Here is a 21666-nt window from a genome sequence, read left to right as displayed (position 1 = left end):
CGGCGACTAGTCGCCGATGACCCGTACCCCGGCGGTCGCGATGTCCTCGGCGACCTCCTCCGGAGTGGCGTTGCCCGGCACGACCGACCCCGGCTCGGAGGCCGCCGGATCCGTGCGCCAGCGCTCGGCGGAGGGACGCTTGGCTGTGACGAAGTCGCCGGAGGACTGGTGGCGGACGCGGCGCAGCACCCACGGCACGAGGTACTCCCGCGCCCACTGGATGTCCTCCGTGCGGGCGGCACGCCACGTGCGGGCGTGCAGCGGCTCCGGGGCCAGGGGCCGCAGGTCGTTCTCGACGTTCAACGACTCGAGCACCATCCGCGCGACCTCGTGGTGGCCGTGCGGGTTGAGGTGCAGGCGGTCCGGCGCCCACATCCGCACGTCCTGGATCTCCTGGAGGGACCACTGGTCGGCGACGATGCAGTCGTAGCGCTTGGCCAGCGCCCGCAGGTTCTCGTTGTAGATCGCGACCTTGCCGCGGATCCGCCCGAACACGGGGGAGAAGCCCACATCGACCCCGGTGAACAGGACCACGGTCGCCCCGTCGGAGCGGAGCCGGGCGAGGCCCGCCTCGAAGCGGGAGGCGATGTCGTCCGGGTCGGTCCCCGGGCGGATGACGTCGTTCCCGCCCGCGGAGATGGTGATGAGATCGGGACGCAGCTCCAGCGCGGGCTCGACCTGCTCGTCGACGATCTGCTGCAGGAGGCGGCCGCGCACCGCCAGGTTGGCGTAGGCGAAGTCCTCGTTCTGGCTGCCCAGGACCTCCGCCACGCGGTCGGCCCAGCCGCGGTGCCCGCCGGGACTGCCGGGCTCGGGATCACCGATCCCCTCGGTGAAGGAGTCGCCCAGGGCGACGTAGCGGGACCACGGATGACGCTGCTCGACCATCCCTCCATCATGCTCCGCACCCGGCCGGCGGCGGCACAGTGCGACACGCCGGGCGCCTCGCGGCGGGCCGCGGAGGCCGAGCCGCTGTCGGTGGCGTCGGCTAGATTCGATCCACGTGAACAGTCCCTCGAGCTTCGGTCATCAGGTCGGCACCTCCGCCGCTGAGCACCTGTCCCCGTCGTTCCCGGGCAGGGCCCCGTGGGGTACCGCGAACAAGCTCCGCGCCTGGCAGGCGGAGGCGCTCGAGGCCTACTTCCAGCACGAGCCGCGCGACTTCCTGGCGGCCGCGACCCCGGGCGCGGGAAAGACCACGTTCGCGCTGCGGCTGGCCGCCGAGCTGCTGCACAACCGCACGGTCGACCGGATCACCGTGGTCGCGCCGACGGAGCACCTCAAGCGCCAGTGGGCCGAGGCCGCGCACCGCGTCGGCATCCGCCTGGACCCCACCTTCACCAACCGCATGGGCCGCCATGCCCGCCACTACCACGGCGTCGCCGTCACCTACGCGCAGGTCGCCGTCCGCGCCGAGCTCCACCGCGAGCTCACCCTGTCCGGCCGCACCCTCGTCATCCTCGACGAGGTGCACCACGCCGGCGACGCGCTCAGCTGGGGCGACGCGGTGCGCGAGGCCTTCGAGCCCGCCGTCCGCCGGCTCTCGCTGACCGGGACGCCGTTCCGCTCGGACACGGCGGCGATCCCGTTCGTCAGCTACCTCCCGGATGCGGAGGGCATCCGCACCTCGCTCACCGACTACGCCTACGGCTACGGCCGCGCGCTCGCGGACGGCGTCGTCCGGCCCGTGCTGTTCATGGTCTACGCCGGGCAGATGCGCTGGAAGTCCAAGGCCGGCGACGAGATGGAGGCGCGGCTCGGCGAGGGCAACACCAAGGACATCACCTCGCAGGCCTGGCGCACCGCGCTGGATCCCAAGGGCGACTGGATCCCCTCGGTCCTCCGCGCCGCGAACACCCGCCTCACCGAGGTGCGGCGCGCCGTGCCCGACGCCGGCGGCCTGGTCATCGCGACCGACCACTACACCGCGCGCGCCTACGCCGCGATGCTCCGCGAGATCAGCGGGGAGACCGTCACCGTCGTGCTCTCCGACGAGAAGGAGGCGAGCGACCGGATCGAGGAGTTCGCGAAGGACACCAGCCGCTGGATGGTCGCGGTGCGCATGGTCTCCGAGGGCGTCGACGTGCCGAGGCTCGCCGTCGGCGTCTACGCGACGTCGGCGTCGACTCCGCTGTTCTTCGCCCAGGCGATCGGCCGCTTCGTGCGCGCGCGGCGCCGCGGCGAGACCGCCTCGGTGTTCCTCCCGAACGTGCCCGGCCTGCTCGCGCTGGCGGGCTCGATGGAGCTGCAGCGCGACCACGCCCTCGACCGCAGGACTTCCGACGACGAGGAGTACCCCGAGGCCGACCTGATGGCCGACGCCGAGCGCAGCGACAAGGCCTCCTCCGACCTGCTGGAGGAGGGCCGCTTCGAGTCGATCGGCTCGGCCGCCACCTTCGACCGCGTCGTCTACGAGGGCGCCGAGTTCGGGATGGAGGTCGAGGTCGAGAGCGAGGAGGAGCTCGACTTCATCGGCCTGCCTGGGCTCCTCGAGCCCGACCAGGTGCGGGAGCTGCTCCAGCACCGGCAGCAGCGGCAGGCCAAGCGCGCCGGAAGCCGCGCGGGGGCGGCGGCCCCGGCCGAGCCGGCGAGCGAGATCCCGGCGCCGCTCTACCGCACGCTCAAGGAGCAGCGCAGCCTGCTCAACTCCCTGGTCGGCCTGTGGGCACGGGGGACGGGCGAGTCGCACGGCCAGGTGCACACCGAGCTGCGCCGGCTCTGCGGCGGACCCGCGGTGGCGCAGGCGAGCGTGACCCAGCTGCAGGCGCGGATCGACCTCCTGCGGCGCAGGCTCGGCTCGCACTGATCGCGGTGGGGCGTCCCGGTGCGGGGGCGCTCCCTCTGACGGAGCCGATCGCTGCTCCTGTCAGGACCGGCGGGCTCCTCCACGTGGGCCGGCCGGTGTCTCCGGCGCGGTCTAGCCGATGCACCCGGCGCGGCGCCAGCCCTCCCCGGCGGGCCGGGTGCGACCGTACTGTTCGAGCGTGACCCACTGGAACGACCTGCCGGCCGACGCGCCCGCAGGACGGATCGGACGGCGGTTCCGGCCGCCGGTCGTGACCACCGGAGGAGGGACCGCGCGATGAGCGCTGACCGTCAGGGGAATGCTCGAGACACGCTCGCTAAGCTGAGCAGTCGGTCCGTCGCGGAAGTGACGGACCATCACCCCCGACGTCGGGCATCCGCAGACCGCACATCGGCGTCTCCCGGACTGCCCGAGACCAATCCCCTGAGGAGTCTCGTGGAGACCTGGCCCGGAACCGCCTACCCGTTGGGCGCGACGTTCGACGGAAGCGGAACGAACTTCGCCCTGTTCAGCGAGATCGCCGAGCGCGTCGAGCTGTGCCTCTTCGAGGAGGACGGCACGGAGACGCGCGTCGAGATCCAGGAGTCGGACGCGTACGTCTGGCACTGCTACCTCCCGCAGGTGCAGCCGGGCCAGCGCTACGGCTTCCGGATCCACGGACCCTACGACCCCGATTCGGGGCACCGCTGCAACCCCAACAAGCTGCTGCTGGACCCCTACGCGAAGGCGATCTCGGGGGAGATCGACTGGGACCAGTCCCTCTTCTCGTACACCTTCGGCGACCCGGACTCGACGAACGACGAGGACTCGGCGCCGCACATGATGATGGGCGTCGTCATCAACCCCTTCTTCGACTGGGCCGGAGACCGCCGCCCGCGCACCTCCTACGACAGCACCGTCATCTACGAGGCGCACGTGAAGGGGCTCACCAAGACGCACCCCGACGTGCCGGAGGAGCTGCGCGGCACCTACGCCGGAGTCGCCCACCCCGCGGTGATCGACCACCTCAAGCACCTGGGCGTCTCGGCGATCGAGCTCATGCCCGTGCACCAGTTCGTGAACGACTCCACGCTGATGGACAAGGGCCTCTCGAACTACTGGGGCTACAACACGATCGGCTTCTTCGCTCCGCAGAACACCTACTCCTCCACGGGCGACCAGGGCCAGCAGGTCCAGGAGTTCAAGAGCATGGTGAAGGCGCTCCACGCGGCCGGCATCGAGGTCATCCTCGACGTGGTCTACAACCACACGGCGGAGGGTAACCACCTCGGCCCGACCCTGTCGTTCCGCGGCATCGACAACGAGGCCTACTACCGCCTCGTCGACGACGACAAGCGCTACTACATGGACTACACCGGCACCGGGAACACGCTCAACGTGCGCCACCCGCACTCGCTGCAGCTGATCATGGACTCGCTGCGCTACTGGGTGACGGAGATGCGCGTCGACGGCTTCCGCTTCGACCTCGCCTCGGCGCTGGCACGAGAGTTCTACGACGTCGACCGGCTCTCCACCTTCTTCGAGCTCGTCCAGCAGGACCCGGTGGTCTCGCAGGTGAAGCTGATCGCCGAGCCGTGGGACGTCGGACCCGGCGGCTACCAGGTGGGCAACTTCCCGCCCCAGTGGACGGAGTGGAACGGCAAGTACCGCGACACTGTCCGCGACTTCTGGCGCGGCGAACCGTCGACGCTGGGGGAGTTCGCCTCGCGCCTCACCGGCTCGGCCGACCTCTACGCGCACTCGGGCCGCTACCCCGTCGCCTCGATCAACTTCGTCACGGCGCACGACGGCTTCACCCTCCGCGACCTGGTCTCGTACAACGAGAAGCACAACGACGCCAACGGCGAGGACGGCAACGACGGGGAGTCGCACAACCGCTCCTGGAACCACGGTGTGGAGGGGCCCACGGACGACCCGCGGGTGCTCGCGCTCCGGGCGCGCCAGCAGCGGAACTTCCTCGCGACGATGCTGATCTCCCAGGGCGTCCCGATGATCCTCCATGGCGACGAGCTCGGCCGGACCCAGAACGGCAACAACAACACCTACGCCCAGGACAGCGAGCTGACCTGGATTGACTGGGCGCACGCCGACCGGCCGCTGCTCGAGTTCACCGCGGCGCTCATCCGCCTGCGCGCCGAGCACCCGACCTTCCGCCGCATGCGCTTCTTCGACGGCCGCCCCGTCCTGCGTGGCGACGGCGAGCCCCTGCCCGACATCGTCTGGTTCACGGCCGCAGGCACCGAGATGTCCCCGTCCGACTGGGACTCCGGCCTCGGGCGATCGGTGGGCATCTACCTCAACGGCAACGGGATCCGCGAGCGCGACCAGCGCGGGCGCCCCGTCACCGACGACAGCTTCCTCCTGTACTTCAACGCCGACGACGTCGACGTCGAGTTCGCGATCCCGAGCGACGAGTACGCGCTCGAGTGGAGCGTGCTGGTCGACACGGCCGGCGCCGAGGCCGACTCGATCCCTCGTCCGGCCGGGGCGATGCTCACGGTCCAGGCGAAGTCGCTCGTCATCCTGCAGGAGCACAGCACCCCCGAGCCCGAGGTCGACCACTCGGTCGCGGCCTCGCTCGCGTCCCTCGCCGCGACGTCGGCGATCCCGATCGTGTCCTCGTCCGGACCCACCAGCCCCCACGCCGAGTCGACCGACTCCGCGACCGCCCCCTCGACAGGAGCCTGACGTGCGTCTGCCCGCCTCCACCTACCGCCTCCAGATCCGGTCGGCGTTCGACCTCGACGACGCCGCCCGCGTCGCCGACTACGTGCGCGCGCTCGGAGCCGACTGGCTGTACTTCTCGCCGCTGCTGAAGGCCGAGCCCGGCTCGGACCACGGCTACGACGTGGTGGACCACACCGAGGTCGATCCCGACCGGGGAGGCGCGGCGGGCCTGGCGAACGCCTCGGCCGCGGCGCGGGCGGAGGGTCTCGGCGTCCTCATCGACATCGTGCCCAACCACATGGGCGTCGCGACCCCGAGCGAGAACTCGTGGTGGTGGGACCTGCTGAAGAACGGGAAGTCCTCCCGCTACGCCACCGCCTTCGACATCGACTGGGAGGCGGGGAGCGGGAAGCTCCGCGTGCCGATCCTCGGCGACGGTGCGAGCGAGGGCGACAGCGACAGCGAGCTCGACGCGCTCGAGGTCGTCGGCGACGAGCTGCACTACTACGAGAACCGCCTGCCGATCGCGCCCGGCACCGCCGAGCCCGGCGACTCCGGCCGCACGGTGCACGAGCGCCAGAGCTATGAGCTCGTGAACTGGCGCCGTGCCGACGCCGAGCTGAACTACCGCCGCTTCTTCGCGGTGAACACCCTCGCCGCCATCACGGTCGAGCGGCCCGAGGTCTTCGACGCCTCGCACGCCGAGATCGTCCGCTGGTTCACCGAGGGGCTCGCGGACGGCCTGCGCGTCGACCACCCGGACGGCCTGGCCGACCCGGGCGGATACCTCGACGACCTGGCCCGCGCGATCGGCGGCGCACCGGTCTGGGTCGAGAAGATCCTCGAGGGCGACGAGGAGCTCCCGCCGCACTGGGCGACGGTCGGCACCACCGGCTACGACGCCCTGGCCGACGTCGACCGCATCCTGGTCGACCCCGACGCGCGGCCCGTGCTGGAGGGCCTCGATGCCGAGCTCACGGGGAGGGGCGCGCCACTGCAGTGGACCGACCTCATCCACGACACCAAGCGCGGCATCGCCGACGGGATCCTCCGCTCCGAGGTCCTGCGGCTGGCCCGCCTGATCCCCGGCATCGAGGGAGCGGACGACGCGCTGGCGGAGCTCCTGGCGACCTACCCGGTCTACCGCAGCTACCTCCCCTACGGAGCGGAGCACCTCGAGCACGCCCGCGTCGACGCCGTGCGCCGCCGCCCCGAGATCCGCGCGACCATCGACGAGGTCGCCGCGGCGCTCGGCGAGACCGGCACCCCGGTGTCCGTGCGCTTCCAGCAGACCTCCGGCATGGTGATGGCGAAGGGCGTCGAGGACACGGCCTTCTACCGCTTCAGCCGCCTCACCTCGCTGAACGAGGTCGGAGCGGACCCGGACGAGTTCGCGATCGACCTGGTCGAGTTCCACCGCCGCCAGGCCGTGCGCCAGGCCTCGTTCCCCGCCTCGCTCACCACGCTCTCGACGCACGACACGAAGCGCGGCGAGGATACCCGCGCCCGCATCACCGCACTGGCCGAGGACCCGGAGGCCTGGGCGGCGACGCTCCGCGAGCTCCACGCCCTCGTCGGCTTCGGCGACGGCCCGATCGAGCATCTGCTCTGGGAGGCCGTCGTGGGGACCTGGCCCGCGAGCCGCGAGCGCCTGCACGCCTACGCCGAGAAGGCGTCGCGCGAGGCCGACGACTCGACGCACTGGACCGCTCCGGACGAGCAGTTCGAGAAGCGGATGCACGCGGCGATCGACGCGGCGTTCGACGAGCCCGCCGTCCGCCGGCTGGTGGAGCAGACCGTCGAGCGGGTGTCGGCCGCCGGCTGGTCGAACGGCCTCGCCGCGAAGCTCGTGCAGATCACCGCCCCGGGCATCCCGGACGTCTACCAGGGCAGCGAGCTCTGGGAGACCTCCCTCGTCGACCCGGACAACCGCCGCGAGGTCGACTTCGGGCAGCGCCGAGCACTGCTGGAGCGGATCGACGGCGGCTGGAAGCCCGCGATCGACGCCGAGGGCGCCGCGAAGCTCCTCGTCACCTCGCGTGCCCTCCGGCTCCGCCGCGACCGCCCGGAGCTGTTCACGCGCTACGCCGCCGTCCCCGCGATCGGGCCCGCCGCCGAGCACGCGATCGCCTTCGACCGCGGCGGCGCGCTGACCGTCGCGACCCGGCTCCCCGAGGGCCTGGGCACCGCCGGCGGCTGGAACGGCACGGTCGTGGTCCTGCCCGGGCACCCGATGGAGGACGTCCTCACCGGCCGCACCTTCGCGGGAGGAGTGACCCCGGTCGCCGAGATCCTCGCCGACTACCCCGTGGCCCTGCTCGCCCCGGTCTCCTGACCGGTTCCGCAAGCGCACCGCAGACCGACCCGACCCCTCCTGGAGACAGCAGTGATCAGCACGACCCCCTACCGCTACGCACTCCCGACGACCGGTCCCGAGCGGTTCGATGTCTGGGCCCCCGAGGCCTCGACGGTCGAGCTCCTGCTCGGCGGCGACTCGTCGCTGACGATGACCCGCCACGGAGACGACGGATGGTGGCGGGCGCCCGCGTCGGCCCCGGCCACCGGCGAGGTCGACTACGGGTACCGGGTGGACGGCAGCGGTCCGCTGCCGGACCCCCGCTCGCGCCGCCAGCCGAAGGGCGTGCACGAGCTCTCCCGGACGTTCGACCCCTCGGCGCACGAGTGGGGCGACTCCGCCTGGACCGGGCGCGAGCTCGCCGGTGCCGTCATCTACGAGCTGCACCTCGGCACGTTCACGCCCGAGGGCACCCTGGACGCGGCAGCGGAGCGCTTCGGGCACCTGCGCTCGATCGGCGTCGACTTCATCGAGCTGCTGCCGGTCAACGCGGTGAACGGAACGCACAACTGGGGCTACGACGGCGTCCTCTGGTACGCCGTGCACGAGCCGTACGGCGGACCCGAGGCGTACCAGCGCTTCGTCGACGCCGCCCACCGGGCCGGACTCGGCGTGGTCCAGGACGTCGTCTACAACCACCTCGGCCCGAGCGGCAACTACCTCCCGGAGTTCGGCCCCTACCTCAAGAACGAGAAGGCCAACACCTGGGGCAGCTCGATCAACCTGGACGGCGAGGGCTCCGACACCGTCCGCGGATACATCATCGACAACGCTCTGATGTGGCTGCGCGACTACCACGTCGACGCCCTGCGCCTGGACGCGGTGCACGCCCTCTCCGACGAGCGGGCCGTGCACGTGCTCGAGGAGATGGCGAGCGAGGTGGCCGTGCTGTCGGCCCACGTCGGGCGCCCTCTGACGCTGATCGCCGAGTCCGACCTCAACGACCCGACGCTGATCACTCCGCGGGAGGCGCACGGCTACGGGCTCGACGCGCAGTGGAGCGACGACTTCCACCACGCGGTCCACGTCGCGCTGACCGGGGAGACGACGGGCTACTACGAGGACTTCGCGCCGCTCGGCGCCCTTGCGAAGGTGCTGACCCGGGGCTTCTTCCACGACGGCACCCTCTCGACGTTCCGCGGCCGTCACCACGGCCGTCCGGTGGACACCGAGCACATGCCGACCTGGCGCCTGGTGGTCTGCAGCCAGAACCACGACCAGATCGGCAACCGGGCGGTCGGCGACCGTCTGACGGCGTCCCTCGACGAGGGGCGGCTCGCGATCGCCGCCGCCCTGACGCTGCTGGGCCCCTTCACTCCCATGCTCTTCATGGGCGAGGAGTGGGCGGCGTCGACCCCCTGGCAGTTCTTCACCTCGCACCCCGAGAAGGATCTGGGCGAGGCGACGGCGAAGGGCCGCATCGAGGAGTTCGCGAAGATGGGCTGGGACCCGGAGGTCGTGCCCGATCCGCAGGACCCGGAGACCTTCCTGCGCTCGCGGCTCGACTGGTCCGAGGTCGGGGAGGGGCGTCACGCCCGCACCCTCGAGGTGTACCGCGAGCTGGCGGCGATCCGCCGCCGCTACCCCGAGCTGACGGATCCGCGCTTCGGGTCGCTCCGCGTGGAGTTCGACGAGGAGGCCCGCTGGCTGACTCTCGGCCGCGGTCGCGTGACCGTGGCGATCAACGTGGGCCAGGCCGCCGCGCGCATCGCCCTGCCGGAGGTGGCGGAGACGCTGCTCGGTGTCGGGGAGTACGCGGTCCGGCCGGGGGACACCGAGGTGGATCTCGGAGCCTCCTCGCTGCTGGTGACGCTGAGCGCCTGATCTCCGCGGCGGCCGGCTGCTCGTGGCCGGCCGCCCGAGCTCCTGATCGGCCGCCTCGGCCCGAGGGCTCAGGGAGTGACCGCGGCGTACTCCGTCGCGGTCACGACCCGCACTCCCTCGTCGTGGACGAGCAGGAGCGCCCGCAGGGGGATGGCCCGCTTGTGGCAGGCCGCTGCCAGGTGACGGGCGAGGATCCGGTCGGTCTCGCCGAGGAAGGCGCGACCGGGACGTTCCAGGGCGAAGGCGAGCGAGCCCACGTCCTGGTGCGCCACGGCTTTGGCGAGGGTGGCGACGATCCGCTCGGTCTTCTCCTCGTCGGGGTGCACGGGGAGCCCGTCCACCGGGTAGAGGATCGGCAGCTGCACGCCGTCGCGGTCGAGGAAGATCGGCCACAGGGCCCGGCGGTAGGCCGGCCCGATCAGCGAGGAGACGCGCTCGCGCAGCTCGCGGTCGTTCAGGAGCGGCGCTTCGAGGTGCGGAGCGGGAGCGGCGTGGTCGAGAGTGGTCATGGTGTCGCTTTCTCGTGGGGCGAGCGGGAGGTGCCGCGGAGGGGTCATCGGAAGTTGCGGGAGGTGGTGCGAGCGCCGACCGTGAGGGTCTCGAACCGATCGGCGAGGAGGTTCGTCACCCCCTCGTCGGAGCGCTCGAGGATCCCCCTGACCAGCAGGGCGGGTGCCTCGCGGGCCACACGGCGGTAGCGGTTCCATACTCCGACGGAGCAGATCACGTTGAGGATCCCGTGCTCGTCCTCGAGGTTGAGGAAGGTCACTCCACCGGCTGTGGAGGGACGTTGGCGGTGGATCACGACCCCGCCGACCTCGATCCGGGTCCCCGAGGGGACGCCGGGGAGATCGGCCGAGGAGCGGGCGCCGCGCCGGGTGAGCCCCTCGCGGAGGTGGCGCAGCGGATGGTCGTCGGGAGAGATGCCGGTGGCCCAGAAGTCGAAGACCACGCGCTCCTGAGGGGAGAGCATCGGCAGGAGCGGGGGCTGCACGACGACCGTCGAGCCGGCGAGGAACTCCTCGCGGTCGCCTGCGGCGGTGCCGGCCTCCCAGAGCGCCTGCCGTCGCTGCAGACCGAGCGAGTCGAAGGCGCCCGCGGCGCCGAGGGCCTCCAGCTGAGCCGCGGTCGTGCCGACCCGCCGGGAGAGGTCGGCCATGCTCGCGTAGGGTCCGCCGCGCTCGCGCTCGGCGACGACGTGCTCGGCGAGCGCGGTGCCGATGCCCTTCACCCCGGCCAGCCCGAGCCGGATCACGAAGCCGCTGTCGCGCCGGTGGTCGTCCGTGTGGAAGTGCTCGGTGCGGTCGAACAGTCCCGTGGGCGGCTGATCGGCGCGGAGGCAGTCGTCGCTCCCGTAGGCGGCGCCGCCCCTCCGGCGTGCGGGGGCGTCCTCCCTCGCCTCGAGCCCGGGAGGCGCCAGGGAGCGGTTGACGTCGGGCGAGACGACCTCCACTCCGTGACGGCGCGCATCGGCGACCAGGGTGTGCGGGGCGTAGAAGCCCATGGGCTGCGCCCTCAGCAGCGCGGCGGTGAAAGCGGCGGGGTAGTGCAGGCGGAGCCAGGCACTCGCGTAGACCAGCAGGGCGAAGCTGATCGCATGGCTCTCGGCGAAGCCGAAGTTCGCGAACGCCTGGATCCGGAGGTAGATGTCGTCCGCGACCTCGCCGGTGATGCCGTTGCGGGCCATCCCCTGGTAGAGCCGCTCGCGGAGGGTCTCGATCTTCTCGGTCCCGCGCTTGGACCCCATCGCCCGGCGCAGCAGGTCGGCGTCCTCCGCATTGCAGTCTCCGACGGCCACGGCCACCTGCATGAGCTGCTCCTGGAAGAGCGGCACGCCGAGGGTGCGCTTGAGCGGCGTCACGAGGAGGGGGTGCTGGTACGTCACCGGCTCCTCGCCGAGCTTGCGGCGGATGTAGGGGTGGACCGCACCGCCCTGGATGGGGCCGGGACGGATGAGCGCGACCTCGATCACCAGATCGTAGAAGCGGCGCGGCTGCAGCCGGGGGAGGGTGCCCATCTGCGCGCGGCTCTCGACCTGGAACACGCCTATCGAATCGGCGCGGCAGAGCTGGTCGTAGACGCCCTTCTCCTCCCGGGGGAGGGTGGAGAGGTCCCACTTCTCGCCGACGTGCTCGGCGACGAGGTCGAACGTGTACTGCAGGGCGGCCAGCATCCCGAGCCCGAGGAGGTCGAACTTGACCAGCCCCATCCAGGCGCAGTCGTCCTTGTCCCACTGCAGGACGGTGCGGTCCTCCATCCGCGCGGGCTCGATCGGGCAGACCTCGCCCACGGGCCGGTCGGTCAGCACCATGCCGCCGGAGTGGATGCCCAGGTGCCGGGGCGTGCCCAGCACCCGCGTGGTCAGGGCGACCACGTCCTCGGGGATGTCGTGGTCGGTGCTCTCGGTGACGGACCCCCACCGCTCGACCTGCTTCGACCAGCCGTCCTGCTGCCCGGCGCTGTATCCGAGGGCCTTGGCCATGTCGCGCACGGCGAACTTGGGCCGGTAGGTGATCACGTTGGCGACCTGGGCCGCGTTCAGCCGTCCGTACTTCCGGTAGACGTACTGGATCACCTCCTCGCGACGCTCCGAATCGAAGTCGACGTCGATGTCGGGCTCCTCGTCGCGGATGCTCGAGAGGAACCGCTCGAACGGCAGGTCGTAGAAGATCGAGTCGACCGCCGTGATGCCCAGGACGTAGCAGACCGCCGAGTTGGCGGCCGAGCCGCGTCCCTGGCAGAGGATGCCGTTCCGCTTGGCGTAGTGGACGATGTCGTGGACGATCAGGAAGTAGCCCGGGAAGTCCTTCTGCTCGATCACCGCGAGCTCCTTCTCGAGGCGGGCGAGGACGTCGGCGTCTGCGCGGGGGTACTTGGCCGGTACCGCCTCCCGCACGAGCTCGCGGAGCCAGCTCATCGTGGTGTGCCCCTCGGGGACCTCCTGGCGCGGCAGCCGGGGCCGGACTCGGCCGAGCTCGAAGGCGATCTCGTCGGCGACGCGCACCGTGTTCTCCACGGAGCCGGGGTAGCGGCGGAAGCGCTCGGCCATCTCGGCGCCGGAGCGCAGGTGGGCGCCGCCGGCAGCGGGGAGCCAGCCGTCCATCTCGTCGAGGCTCCGGCGTGCTCTGACCGCGGCGAGGGCCGTCTGGAGGGGGCGCTCCTCCGGCCGGGCGTAGTGCACGTTCCCGGTGGCGACCGTCCGTAGCCGGAGCTTCTCGGCGATCGCCGCCAGCTGGTCGTTGGCGCGCGAGGCGAGGGGGTCCCCGTGGTCGTACAGCTCCACGAGGACATTCGCGGGACCGAAGAGCCGGACGAGCTCGCGGACCTCCCGCTCGGCCGCGGCCTCTCCCGCAGCGGCGAGCGCGTGACGGACCGCTCCCTTGCGGCAGCCCGTCAGCACGATCCAGTGGCCGTCGGCGGCGCGGGCGAGCTCCTCGAGGTCGTAGCTCGGCTTGCCCTTCTCGGCTCCGGCGAGCTGGGCGGTGGTGATCGCGCGGGCGAGGCGGTGGTAGCCCTCCTCGCGACGGGCGAGGACGAGCAGGTGGGTCCCCTCCGGATCGGCGACCCCGTTCTGAGGCGAGGTGAGCCCGATCGAGAGCTCGGCTCCGAAGGCCGTGCGGACGGGGTGCCCCTGCGCGGCCTCAGCCATCCTCACGATGCCGTAGAGGCCGTCGTGGTCGGTGAGCGCGAGAGTGTCGATGCCGAGCCGGACGGCCTCCTCGACCAGCTGCTCCGGCTTGCTCGCCCCGTCGAGGAAGCTGAAGTGGGAGTGGGCGTGCAGCTCGGCGTAGGGCACCGGATGAGCCGGCGGCCGGACGTCGTCCTCGGCCACGTAGGCGGGGCGCTTGTGCGACCAGGCCGGGCTGTCGCCGCCGTCGCCGCGGACGACCGTGCCGTCGGCGCGCTTGCCGCTGGAGAGGCGGCGCTCGAACTCCGACCAGGGGATCGGCGGATTGTTCCAGCCCATCGGGGCTCCTTCGGTGCTCGTTCGCGGTGGTGGAGGGACTCTCCGGGTCAGTCGTAGCGGGCCTCGGCGGCCCAGACCCCGTCGAGGCAGAGCAGCAGCCAGGCGACACCGCCGGCGTCGACCACCTGGAAGCGGTCGTAGCGGACGGCGGTGCTCGGATCCCACCAGCGCTCGTCGATCGGCCAGGGACCCGCCCATCCGGCGAGGGGCTCCAGGCGGGCCTGGGACGTCCCGGGGGTGAAGTAGGCAGGCACGGAGCTGAGGGCGCCGCGCTCGTCGACCGCGACGGGTTCGCCCCTCGGTCCGCGGACCAGCACGGCGGCGGGCTCCGCGAAGACCGTCGGCGGGAGGGGCGGCGGCAGGGAGCCGGGCCAGGGCAGTGTCCTCGGCCTGGCGTCGCCCGGCTCCCGGTCGCCCCACGGGATCAGGTGCTGGCGGTCGCGGAGGGACCGACCCCCACCGATCGACGCGGTCATCACGGCCTCGTGCCCGAGCATGCTCTGCACGCGGCTCAGCCCGTGGTGGACGCGCTCCTCCGGGGCGGTGCCCCAGAGACCCTGTTCATGGTTGCCGATCGCGTCGACCGCCTCGGGCTCGACGCACAGCCGCGAGATCGGCGCTCCGAGACCGGTGTCGATCGCCCCGCTGCCCTGCAGCTGCCAGCGGACCCGGTCGAGCACGTCGCCCGGGGTGAACCATCTCGGGTGCAGCCAGCTCCGGGAGGAGACCTCACCGCGCTCGCTGACGACCTCGATGCGGATCGCGGTCGCGACCAGCTGTGCGCGGGTGAGCCCGGCGACGAACTCCTCAGCGGGGACGCGGAAGGCGAAGGCGGCCTGGTCGATGCGGTCCAGAGGGGGCTCGAACTCCATCGCCCGGTCGAGGCGCTCCGGCGGGAGCCGGGGCACCACCGTCTCCGACTCCGCTCCGGCGGCGAGGAGGTGCGCGTGTGCGCCCTCCGGACCGAACCGGGCGGCGACGTCCTCCCGAGGCAGGGCGGCGAAGGCGCCGAGGGTGCGGACGCCGAGCTTGCGCAGGAGCGCCACCAGATCGTCCCCTCGGCGGGGTACGCGGGCAGGGGCCGCGACGGACTCGGTCTCGAGCGCGTCGAGCGGGAGCGGGGCGAGGAAGCCGGCCGCTGCTCCTGCGGGCACGACGGCGACGGGGCGGCCGGAGTGCTTCGCGGCGAGCTCGGAGGCGAAGAGCCCGTCGGCGATCCCGATGCGGGCGTCGGGCAGACCCAGCTCGGCCAGACGCTGCAGGATCGCCTCGGCCGCGCTCTGCTCGCTCCCGTAGTAGCGGCGGGGACCGCGGGCACGGATCGCGCACAGGCCGGGCCGGATCAGCTGGACGCCCGGAGTGATCTCCTCGAGCGCCTGGATGAGCGGCTCGAACGCCCGGTGGTCGAGCACCGGGTCGTACGGGAGGACGGCGAGACCCGTGCAGCGGGACTGCGCCTCGCGCACGCGCATGCCCCGCCGGACCCCCTCCGCCCGGGCAGCGGGGGAGGAGGCGAAGACCAGGCTCTTCTCCGTGAGGGCCAGGGGGTGCTCGGCGCCGAGGCCGGCGTCGGCGGCGGCCGCGAGGAGGGGCCAGTCGGGGCACCAGACGAGGATCGTCCGCCGCAGCTCGGGTGCGCTCGCCATCTCAGACCGCCCTCTCGTGCAGGCGGCCGTGCTCGACCCGGGAACCGAAGGCGCTCTCGACGCCGGGCATGCTCATCCGCACCGTGCGCACCCGGGTGCCGGCCCGGCCGACCACATCGACCATCGCCTCCCGGGAGCGCAGGTAGCCGTGGCCGTCGCCGAGCCCCTCCCAGCGGCTGCTGCGGACGCTGAGCCGCGCCTCGGCCTGGGGCCACTCGCCGAGGACCACGAGAGCGGCACCCCGCTGACGCAGTCGTGCTCCCAGACGCGAGACGTCCGCCGAGGAGACGGAGGCGGGCGGACGGGTGAGCACGACGGTCATCACATCGACCAGAGCGGCGGTGACGGTGAGCCAGTGCTCAGCCGGTGCGGGCACGAGCACCAGGCGCTCGAGGTCGATCCCCATGCCGGCGGCGGCCTCGGCCCCGAACTCCGGGAGACCCACCACTCCGCACCACGAGCCCTCGGCGGACGGGCCGGCGAGCAGGCCCATCGCCAGGCTCATCGAGCCCTCCACCGAGTAGGCCGCACCCTGCTTGAGCGAGCCGCCCGGGAGCACGGAGGAGAAGGCCGGCAGAGTGGCGAGGCTCCTGGTCTCGAGGGTGGTCGCCTGCATGTCCCGGATGCGGGACTGCAGCTCCTTCACCGACGCGAGCTGCCGCAGAAGGGGTTCTGCGGCCTCGGCCGTCTCCGCGGAGACGAGGGGTGAAGGGGGGCTCATCTGCCCATGTTCGAACATGTGTTCGAGTATGTCAATCGCCACCGACATCCACCGGCGAGCCGTTCGGACCCTTCCGCGACCGGCCCGCACGGGGCACCGTGGAGGTGGTTCCCGACGTCCCGGGCAGTCTCGCATCCGCCCCCGACATCACCGTCCGGCGACGTCCTCCGCCGGATCCCGGCGGGGCAGGGGCCTCCGCCCGCGCCTCTACCATGGGAGCCATGTCCGACGCCCTGCCCGACCCCGCCGACTCCGACGCCACAGCCCCGGCCGCGCCGCGCAGGCGGACCCTCGTGGTCAAGATGGGGTCCAGCTCGGTCACCAAGCAGTCGGGTCCGGATCCCGTTCTCCTGGCCGGCGCGCTCGAGAGCGCGTTCGCCGCCCGCGCGATGGGCTGGGACGTCGTGCTGGTCTCCTCCGGTGCCGTGTCCTCGGGCAGGGCGCTCTTCGCCCGCTCGCAGGAGGAGCCGATCAGCGCCCGCCTGGCGGCAGCGGTGGGCCAGACCGTCCTGATGGGCTTCTACCGCTCCGTGGCCGAGCTCTCCGGCGCCCTGGTCGCGCAGATCCTCATCGGCGAGTCGGACCTCGCCTCGCCCCGGCAGATGGCGCACGTCGCCGAGGCGATCCGCCACGCCCTCGACGCCGGAGTCGTGCCCGTGGTCAACGGCAACGACACCATCGACTCCGCAGGCTCGGACAACGACGGCGTCGCCGGCGGACTGGCGATGCTCCTCGGCGCGGACCTTCTGCTGCTGCTCACCGACGTCCCCGGCGTCTTCGCCGGCAGCATCGCCGAGGGCGTGCATCTCGAGGAGCTGGGCATCTCGGATCTGCGCCGCATCGGCGTGCAGAAGGGCGGCACCGGCCGAGGGGGCATCCGCTCCAAGCTGCGGGCCGCCGAGCTCGCCGCGCACAACGGAGTCTCGACCAGGATCGCCGGGGCGCGCACCCCCGAGGTCATCCTGGGCGCTCTGGGTGGGCCGGGTCCGGGCACCCTCGTCCGAGCCGTGCACGCGCATCCGCCCGTGGAGCAGCGCTGGATCTCCGGAGTGGCCACCGGCCGCGGCCGCGTCGAGATCAACCTCGAGGCCGAGCGGAGCATCGGCGCGGGCTCGAGCCTGTTCGCCTCGGGCATCAAGCGCGTCTCCGGCGAGTTCGGCGGCGGCGACGTGATCGAGGTGCGCGCCCTCAGTGGAGAGCTCCTGGCGCGCGGCGTCTCCCGCGTCTCCTCGCGTCTGCTGACCCTGGTCCGCGCGCTCCGGGTCGACGAGATCGCCCGGGTCTTCGTGGCGGTCCTCGGCCATGCCGCCACGACGTCGCCGTCGGAGAGTCCCGGGGGCGAGGAGAGGCCGCAGCTGACCCGCGCTCTGGAGTACGCGCGCACTCTCTCCTCCGAGCACGCGCGGGCCGTCGCGATGGAGATCGTCTCCCTCTTCCCCGCCGAGAGCTTCTCGGCCCTGCTGGGTCAGGGAGCGGGTGAGGGCGAGCTGGTCGAGCGCTACACCCGGCTCGTCCGCACCCTCGCCATCGTGGAGAACGAGAACCTGGCCGTCTTCCGCTCCTGACCGCCGAAGGCGCGCCACGACTCAGTTCATTTCGCGCCTTCGCGTCATGATCTCCGTTCTCCGGTGTCTTCCTGGTGATGGCGCCGCTCCTGGGCGCCCCGACGGAACGGATCATCGATGAGCGTCCCCACTTCCACAGCCGGCCACTTCCGCGAGTCCGACATCACGCCCGAGAGCTTCGAGACCGAGCGGCTCGAGCGGCGGCTCGCCCTGCTCGAGGCGTCGATCGCCCAGGGGGAGCGGGCACTGCTGGGCCGGATCGACCCGAGAACCGGAGAACCCCTTCCGGGTGCCTGTGGGGGCCACCGCGCCCAGCTGGTCAGCAACCTGACGACGGAGCGGGCCCTCGCCGAGCGCATCCGAGCGATGCTCGCCGCTCGGAGCTGACGGGGTGCGTACGGCACGATGGGACCATGGTCACCATCACCGTCGCCGGTCTCGCCCAGCACTTCCACCCCGCCGAGCGCGGCACCGTCCGCCTCGAGATCCGGCGCGAGTCGCGGTCCCGGCCCCAGGCGCTCGCCGAGGTCACCGCCCTGCATGCGCGGGTCCGGGAGGAGGCGGCCGCCGAGCAGGCGTCCGGCGCCGCCACCTGGTGGTCCTCCGATCAGATCTCGGTGTCCTCGGTCCGCCGGTACATCAAGGACTCGGACGTCACGCAGCTGTTCCACGTCGCGGCCGCCGGGGTCCGGGTGAAGTACCGCGACTTCGCGGCTCTCGGGCGCTGGGTCGGCTCGATCTCGGAGGTGCCGGGGATCCAGATCTCGGGGGTCGACTGGGACGTGACGGCGGCGCGACGGGCGGGCATCGAGCGCGAGGTCCGTACCGCTGCCGTGCGCGACGCGCGCGAGCGGGCCGAGGCCTACGCGGCAGCCCTCGGCCTGACCGAGGTACGGGTGCTGACCCTCTTCGAGCCGGGCCTGCGCCCGCACACGCGCATCGAGGGCGGCTCGGCGCTGATGAGCCGCGCCAAGGCGTTCTCCTCGTCGGAGGAGCCGCTGGCCCTCAAGCCGGAGGACATCGAGGTCACCGCGTCGGTCTCCGCCGACTTCGAGGCGCACTGACGCGGAGCCGCGCTCGGGCGTGCGATCCCGCTGCGGTCCGAGAGCGCGAACCGGCACCTGCGACCCGCTGATCGTCTCGACGCCGACCGTGAGAAACGGCTCGAAGCGTTCATCCGTCGTCTCCACGACGACCCCCTCTCCGCCCGACCACCAGGCATCGACCACCATACGAGTATTGAGCACTCCTCGGCAGCTCTGTCGCGGTTCGGCGTCCACCGTGCGCACCACCGGGAATAGCGGTGGACCTCCGAGCGCTGAGGCAGGCATGGTCTCGCGCATCGGCTTCCTCTCCTTCGGCCACTACCAATCGGTCCCCGGGTCGCAGACCCGCTCCGCCCGCGACGTCCTCCTCCAGACGATCGAGCTCGCGGAGGCGGCGGAGGAGATCGGCATCGACGGCGCCTACGTCCGCGTGCACCACTTCGCGCCGCAGCTCGCCTCGCCGTTCCCGCTGCTGGCGGCGATCGCCGCGCGCACCCGCCGCATCGAGATCGGCACCGGGGTCATCGACATGCGCTACGAGAATCCGCTCTACATGGCGGAGGAGGCGGCCGCCGCCGACCTGATCTCGGGCGGCCGGCTCGAGCTCGGCGTCAGCCGGGGATCGCCCGAGACGGCCCTGCGCGGGTCCGAGGCGTTCGGCTTCGTCCCGCCTGAGGGGATGACCGACGCCGACCTCGCCCGGGAGAAGGTGCGGATCCTCCGGGAAGCGCTCGCCGGGGCGCCGGTCGCGCAGTCGGATCCGGCGATGACGCGCCAATCGCTCCCGCTCTCGATCGAGCCGCACTCGCCCGGGCTCGCGGACCGGATCTGGTGGGGTGCGGGCAGCTTCGCGACCGCTCGCTGGGCCGCCGAGCAGGGCATGAACCTGCAGTCGTCGACCCTGCTCCTGGAGGAGGAGGGCGTGCCCTTCGACGAGCTGCAGGCGCGCCAGATCCGCGACTACCGCGCCGCGTGGAGCGAGGCGGGCTGGGAGCGCGCCCCGCGTGTCTCCGTCTCGCGCAGCGTCCTTCCGATCACCAGCGATCTCGACCGCCTGTACTTCGGCGGCCGCGGCGAGCAGGACCAGGTCGCCACCCTCGAAGGCGTCCGCGCCCGCTTCGGCCGCAGCTACACGGGCGAGCCGGACGGCGTGGCCGCCGAGCTGGCCGCCGACGTCGCCGTGCAGGAGGCGGACACGCTGCTGCTCACCGTGCCCAACCAGCTGGGCGTCGAGTACAACGCGCGGCTCCTGCGCACCGTGGCGGAGTCGATCGCCCCGGCTCTCGGCTGGTCGCCGGCGACCGTGAGAGTCTGACGCCGAGGCCCGATGCCGGACGCCCCGTCTCCTCGAGGAGAGGCGGGGCGTCCGTCGTTCTCCGCCCCTCGCATCCCTCCCGCCGACGCGAGGAGGGGACGGTGCCGGAAACGACGGAACCCCCCGCCTCTCCGAAGAGGGACGAGGGGTTCCGATCAGTGTGTCCGAGGGGGGACTTGAACCCCCACGCCCTATACGGGCACTAGCACCTCAAGCTAGCGCGTCTGCCATTTCCGCCACCCGGACGAGTGTTTCCTTCGACCTGCGTTTCCGCGGCCGAAGAAGACATTAGCACGGTTCCGGAGCCTCTCACGCCACCCTCCGGCCCCCGGCCTCCGCGCGCCGTCGAGTCCGCGCCGGTACCGTTGCCCGCATGTCCGACAGCATCGACAGCGCGCCCGTGGCCGACAGCACCCTCGACGAGACCGCGCTCATCGCGCGCGATCTCATCCGCTTCGACACCAGCAACTACGGCGACGGGAAGGCGGAGCCGGAGCGCCCGGCCGCGGAGTACGTCGCGGCGAAGCTGCGCGACCTCGGCCTCGAGCCCGAGCTGATCGACTCCGACCCGGGACGCACGAGCGTCGTGGCGCGGGTCGCGGGGGAGGACCGCGAGCGCGGCGCCCTCGTCGTCCACGGGCACCTCGACGTGGTGCCCGCCATCGCCGACAACTGGAGCGTCGATCCGTTCGGCGGCGAGATCAAGGACGGCATGCTCTGGGGCCGCGGCGCGGTCGACATGAAGAACATGGACGCGATGATCCTCGCCTCGCTCGGCGACATCCTCCGCGAGGGGAGGCGCCCCTCCCGCGACCTCGTCATCGCCTTCTTCGCCGACGAGGAGGCGGGCGGCGTGCGGGGCTCGGGATTCCTGGCCCGTGAGCGGCCCGAGCTCTTCGCCGGAGCGACCGAGGCGATCAGCGAGGTCGGCGGCTACTCGATCGAGCTGGCGGGCAAGCGCGCCTACCTCGTGCAGACGGGCGAGAAGGCGCTGATGTGGCTGACCCTCCGCGCGCACGGCACGGCGGGGCACGGCTCGCAGATCAACTCCGAGAACGCCGTCACCCGGCTGGCGCAGGCGATCGCCCGCATCGGAAGCGAGGAGTGGCCCACCCGCCTCACCGACACCACGCGCGAGCTGCTCGACGAGGTCGCCCGCCTGCTCGGCCACGACCCTCAGCGCAGCACTCCGGAGGAGCTCGCACTCGCCACCGGCACCGCCTCGCGCTTCATCGCCGCGACGCTGCGCACCACCGCGAATCCGTCGATGCTGTCGGCCGGCTACAAGGCCAACGTCATCCCGGGCACGGCGGAGGCCACCATCGACGTGCGCGTCCTCCCCGGCGAGGAGGACGCGGTGCTCGAGCGCCTGAAGGTCCTCGCGGGCGAGCACGTCGAGATCCTCGTCCAGCACCGCGACATCGGGCTCGAGGTGCCCTTCGCCGGCCCCCTCGTCGAGAGCATGGCCGCCTCGATCCGCCGGTTCGACCCGGGCGCCGAGGTCCTGCCGTACCTGCTCTCCGGAGGCACCGACAACAAGGCGCTCTCGACGCTCGGCATCACCGGCTACGGGTTCGCGCCGCTCCAGCTGCCGTCGTCCCTGGACTTCCCGGCGCTGTTCCACGGGGTCGACGAGCGCGTACCACTGGACGCACTAGTGTTTGGCAGGAAGGTCCTGACCGATCTCCTGCTGAGCTCCTGACGGCGCCGCGGACCGGGTCAGCACCGACCGATCCCGACCGACTGCTGGCCG

General features: G+C 72.3%; 14 protein-coding genes and 1 tRNA gene. 9 read left to right on the top strand and 6 right to left on the bottom strand.

Annotation, left to right across the window (positions count from 1 at the left end; translation table 11 throughout):
- Positions 1–6: 6 nt before the first annotated feature.
- The gene (locus C5D44_RS01265) at positions 7–888 is read right to left on the bottom strand and encodes an SGNH/GDSL hydrolase family protein (protein ID WP_104280610.1); all 882 of its coding nucleotides are present in this window, start codon (positions 886–888) and stop codon (positions 7–9) included.
- Positions 889–1003: 115 nt separating this feature from the next.
- Here C5D44_RS01265 and C5D44_RS01260 point away from each other — a divergent pair, with 115 nt between their 5' ends.
- From C5D44_RS01260 to treZ, 4 genes are all read left to right on the top strand, one after another.
- Positions 1004–2806, top strand: coding sequence for a DEAD/DEAH box helicase (locus C5D44_RS01260; protein WP_104280609.1), 1803 nt, complete (start codon positions 1004–1006; stop codon positions 2804–2806).
- Between the two features lie 435 nt (positions 2807–3241).
- Entirely contained in the window at positions 3242–5494 is a 2253-nt protein-coding gene (glgX, locus tag C5D44_RS01255; RefSeq protein WP_104275625.1) for a glycogen debranching protein GlgX, read from the top strand.
- A 1-nt stretch (position 5495) separates the two neighbouring features.
- Entirely contained in the window at positions 5496–7808 is a 2313-nt protein-coding gene (gene treY / locus C5D44_RS01250; protein WP_104280608.1) for a malto-oligosyltrehalose synthase, read from the top strand.
- Between the two features lie 51 nt (positions 7809–7859).
- A complete protein-coding gene (treZ, locus tag C5D44_RS01245) occupies positions 7860–9653 on the top strand; it encodes a malto-oligosyltrehalose trehalohydrolase (RefSeq protein ID WP_258067839.1) in 1794 nt (597 codons plus the stop codon).
- Positions 9654–9721: 68 nt separating this feature from the next.
- Here treZ and C5D44_RS01240 read toward each other — a convergent pair whose 3' ends face one another.
- From C5D44_RS01240 to C5D44_RS01225, 4 genes are read right to left on the bottom strand one after another with little or no spacing between them, the layout of a single operon-like run.
- Entirely contained in the window at positions 9722–10162 is a 441-nt protein-coding gene (locus C5D44_RS01240; protein WP_104280607.1) for a hypothetical protein, read from the bottom strand.
- 44 nt (positions 10163–10206) lie between these two features.
- A complete protein-coding gene (locus C5D44_RS01235) occupies positions 10207–13620 on the bottom strand; it encodes an error-prone DNA polymerase (protein WP_104280606.1) in 3414 nt (1137 codons plus the stop codon).
- A gap of 47 nt (positions 13621–13667) precedes the next feature.
- Complete coding sequence (locus C5D44_RS01230) at positions 13668–15266, bottom strand: DNA polymerase Y family protein (RefSeq protein ID WP_104280605.1); 1599 nt, start codon at positions 15264–15266, stop codon at positions 13668–13670.
- 1 nt (position 15267) lies between these two features.
- On the bottom strand, positions 15268–15987 hold the full coding sequence (locus C5D44_RS01225) for a hypothetical protein (RefSeq protein WP_104280604.1): 720 nt from the start codon (positions 15985–15987) through the stop codon (positions 15268–15270).
- Between the two features lie 221 nt (positions 15988–16208).
- Here C5D44_RS01225 and proB point away from each other — a divergent pair, with 221 nt between their 5' ends.
- The 4 genes from proB (at position 16209) to C5D44_RS01210 (ending at position 19913) form a co-directional block, all read left to right on the top strand.
- Entirely contained in the window at positions 16209–17552 is a 1344-nt protein-coding gene (proB, locus tag C5D44_RS01220) for a glutamate 5-kinase (protein WP_181109970.1), read from the top strand.
- Between the two features lie 117 nt (positions 17553–17669).
- Positions 17670–17939 carry a hypothetical protein gene (locus tag C5D44_RS17845; RefSeq protein WP_104304731.1) on the top strand — a complete coding sequence of 90 codons (270 nt, stop codon included), beginning with the start codon at positions 17670–17672 and terminating at the stop codon, positions 17937–17939.
- Between the two features lie 26 nt (positions 17940–17965).
- Positions 17966–18616 (top strand): SIMPL domain-containing protein, encoded by a 651-nt coding sequence (locus C5D44_RS01215; protein WP_104304732.1) that lies wholly within the window; start codon positions 17966–17968, stop codon positions 18614–18616.
- Between the two features lie 265 nt (positions 18617–18881).
- Positions 18882–19913 carry an LLM class flavin-dependent oxidoreductase gene (locus tag C5D44_RS01210; RefSeq protein WP_104280602.1) on the top strand — a complete coding sequence of 344 codons (1032 nt, stop codon included), beginning with the start codon at positions 18882–18884 and terminating at the stop codon, positions 19911–19913.
- A gap of 161 nt (positions 19914–20074) precedes the next feature.
- On the opposite strand, the gene C5D44_RS01205 is transcribed toward C5D44_RS01210, so the two are convergent.
- Positions 20075–20159: transfer RNA gene (locus tag C5D44_RS01205), tRNA-Leu, on the bottom strand.
- A gap of 127 nt (positions 20160–20286) precedes the next feature.
- Here C5D44_RS01205 and C5D44_RS01200 point away from each other — a divergent pair.
- Positions 20287–21615, top strand: a complete 1329-nt coding sequence (locus tag C5D44_RS01200) for a M20/M25/M40 family metallo-hydrolase (RefSeq protein WP_104280601.1) — start codon at positions 20287–20289, stop codon at positions 21613–21615.
- Positions 21616–21666: the final 51 nt, after the last annotated feature.

Source organism: Rathayibacter sp. AY1B5 (genome assembly GCF_002932795.1).
Taxonomy (GTDB): domain Bacteria; phylum Actinomycetota; class Actinomycetes; order Actinomycetales; family Microbacteriaceae; genus Rathayibacter.
Note: the sequence above shows the minus strand (reverse complement) of the source record. Positions and strands in the feature narration are given on the sequence as shown.

Coding starts and splice junctions, on each gene's coding strand:
- C5D44_RS01265 (WP_104280610.1), bottom strand. CDS start 888: ATGGTCGAGCAGCGTCATCCGTGGTCCCGCTACGTCGCCCTGGGCGAC.
- C5D44_RS01240 (WP_104280607.1), bottom strand. CDS start 10,162: ATGACCACTCTCGACCACGCCGCTCCCGCTCCGCACCTCGAAGCGCCG.
- C5D44_RS01235 (WP_104280606.1), bottom strand. CDS start 13,620: ATGGGCTGGAACAATCCGCCGATCCCCTGGTCGGAGTTCGAGCGCCGC.
- C5D44_RS01230 (WP_104280605.1), bottom strand. CDS start 15,266: ATGGCGAGCGCACCCGAGCTGCGGCGGACGATCCTCGTCTGGTGCCCC.
- C5D44_RS01225 (WP_104280604.1), bottom strand. CDS start 15,987: ATGAGCCCCCCTTCACCCCTCGTCTCCGCGGAGACGGCCGAGGCCGCA.
- proB (WP_181109970.1), top strand. CDS start 16,209: ATGTCCGACGCCCTGCCCGACCCCGCCGACTCCGACGCCACAGCCCCG.
- C5D44_RS17845 (WP_104304731.1), top strand. CDS start 17,670: ATGAGCGTCCCCACTTCCACAGCCGGCCACTTCCGCGAGTCCGACATC.
- C5D44_RS01215 (WP_104304732.1), top strand. CDS start 17,966: ATGGTCACCATCACCGTCGCCGGTCTCGCCCAGCACTTCCACCCCGCC.
- C5D44_RS01210 (WP_104280602.1), top strand. CDS start 18,882: ATGGTCTCGCGCATCGGCTTCCTCTCCTTCGGCCACTACCAATCGGTC.
- C5D44_RS01200 (WP_104280601.1), top strand. CDS start 20,287: ATGTCCGACAGCATCGACAGCGCGCCCGTGGCCGACAGCACCCTCGAC.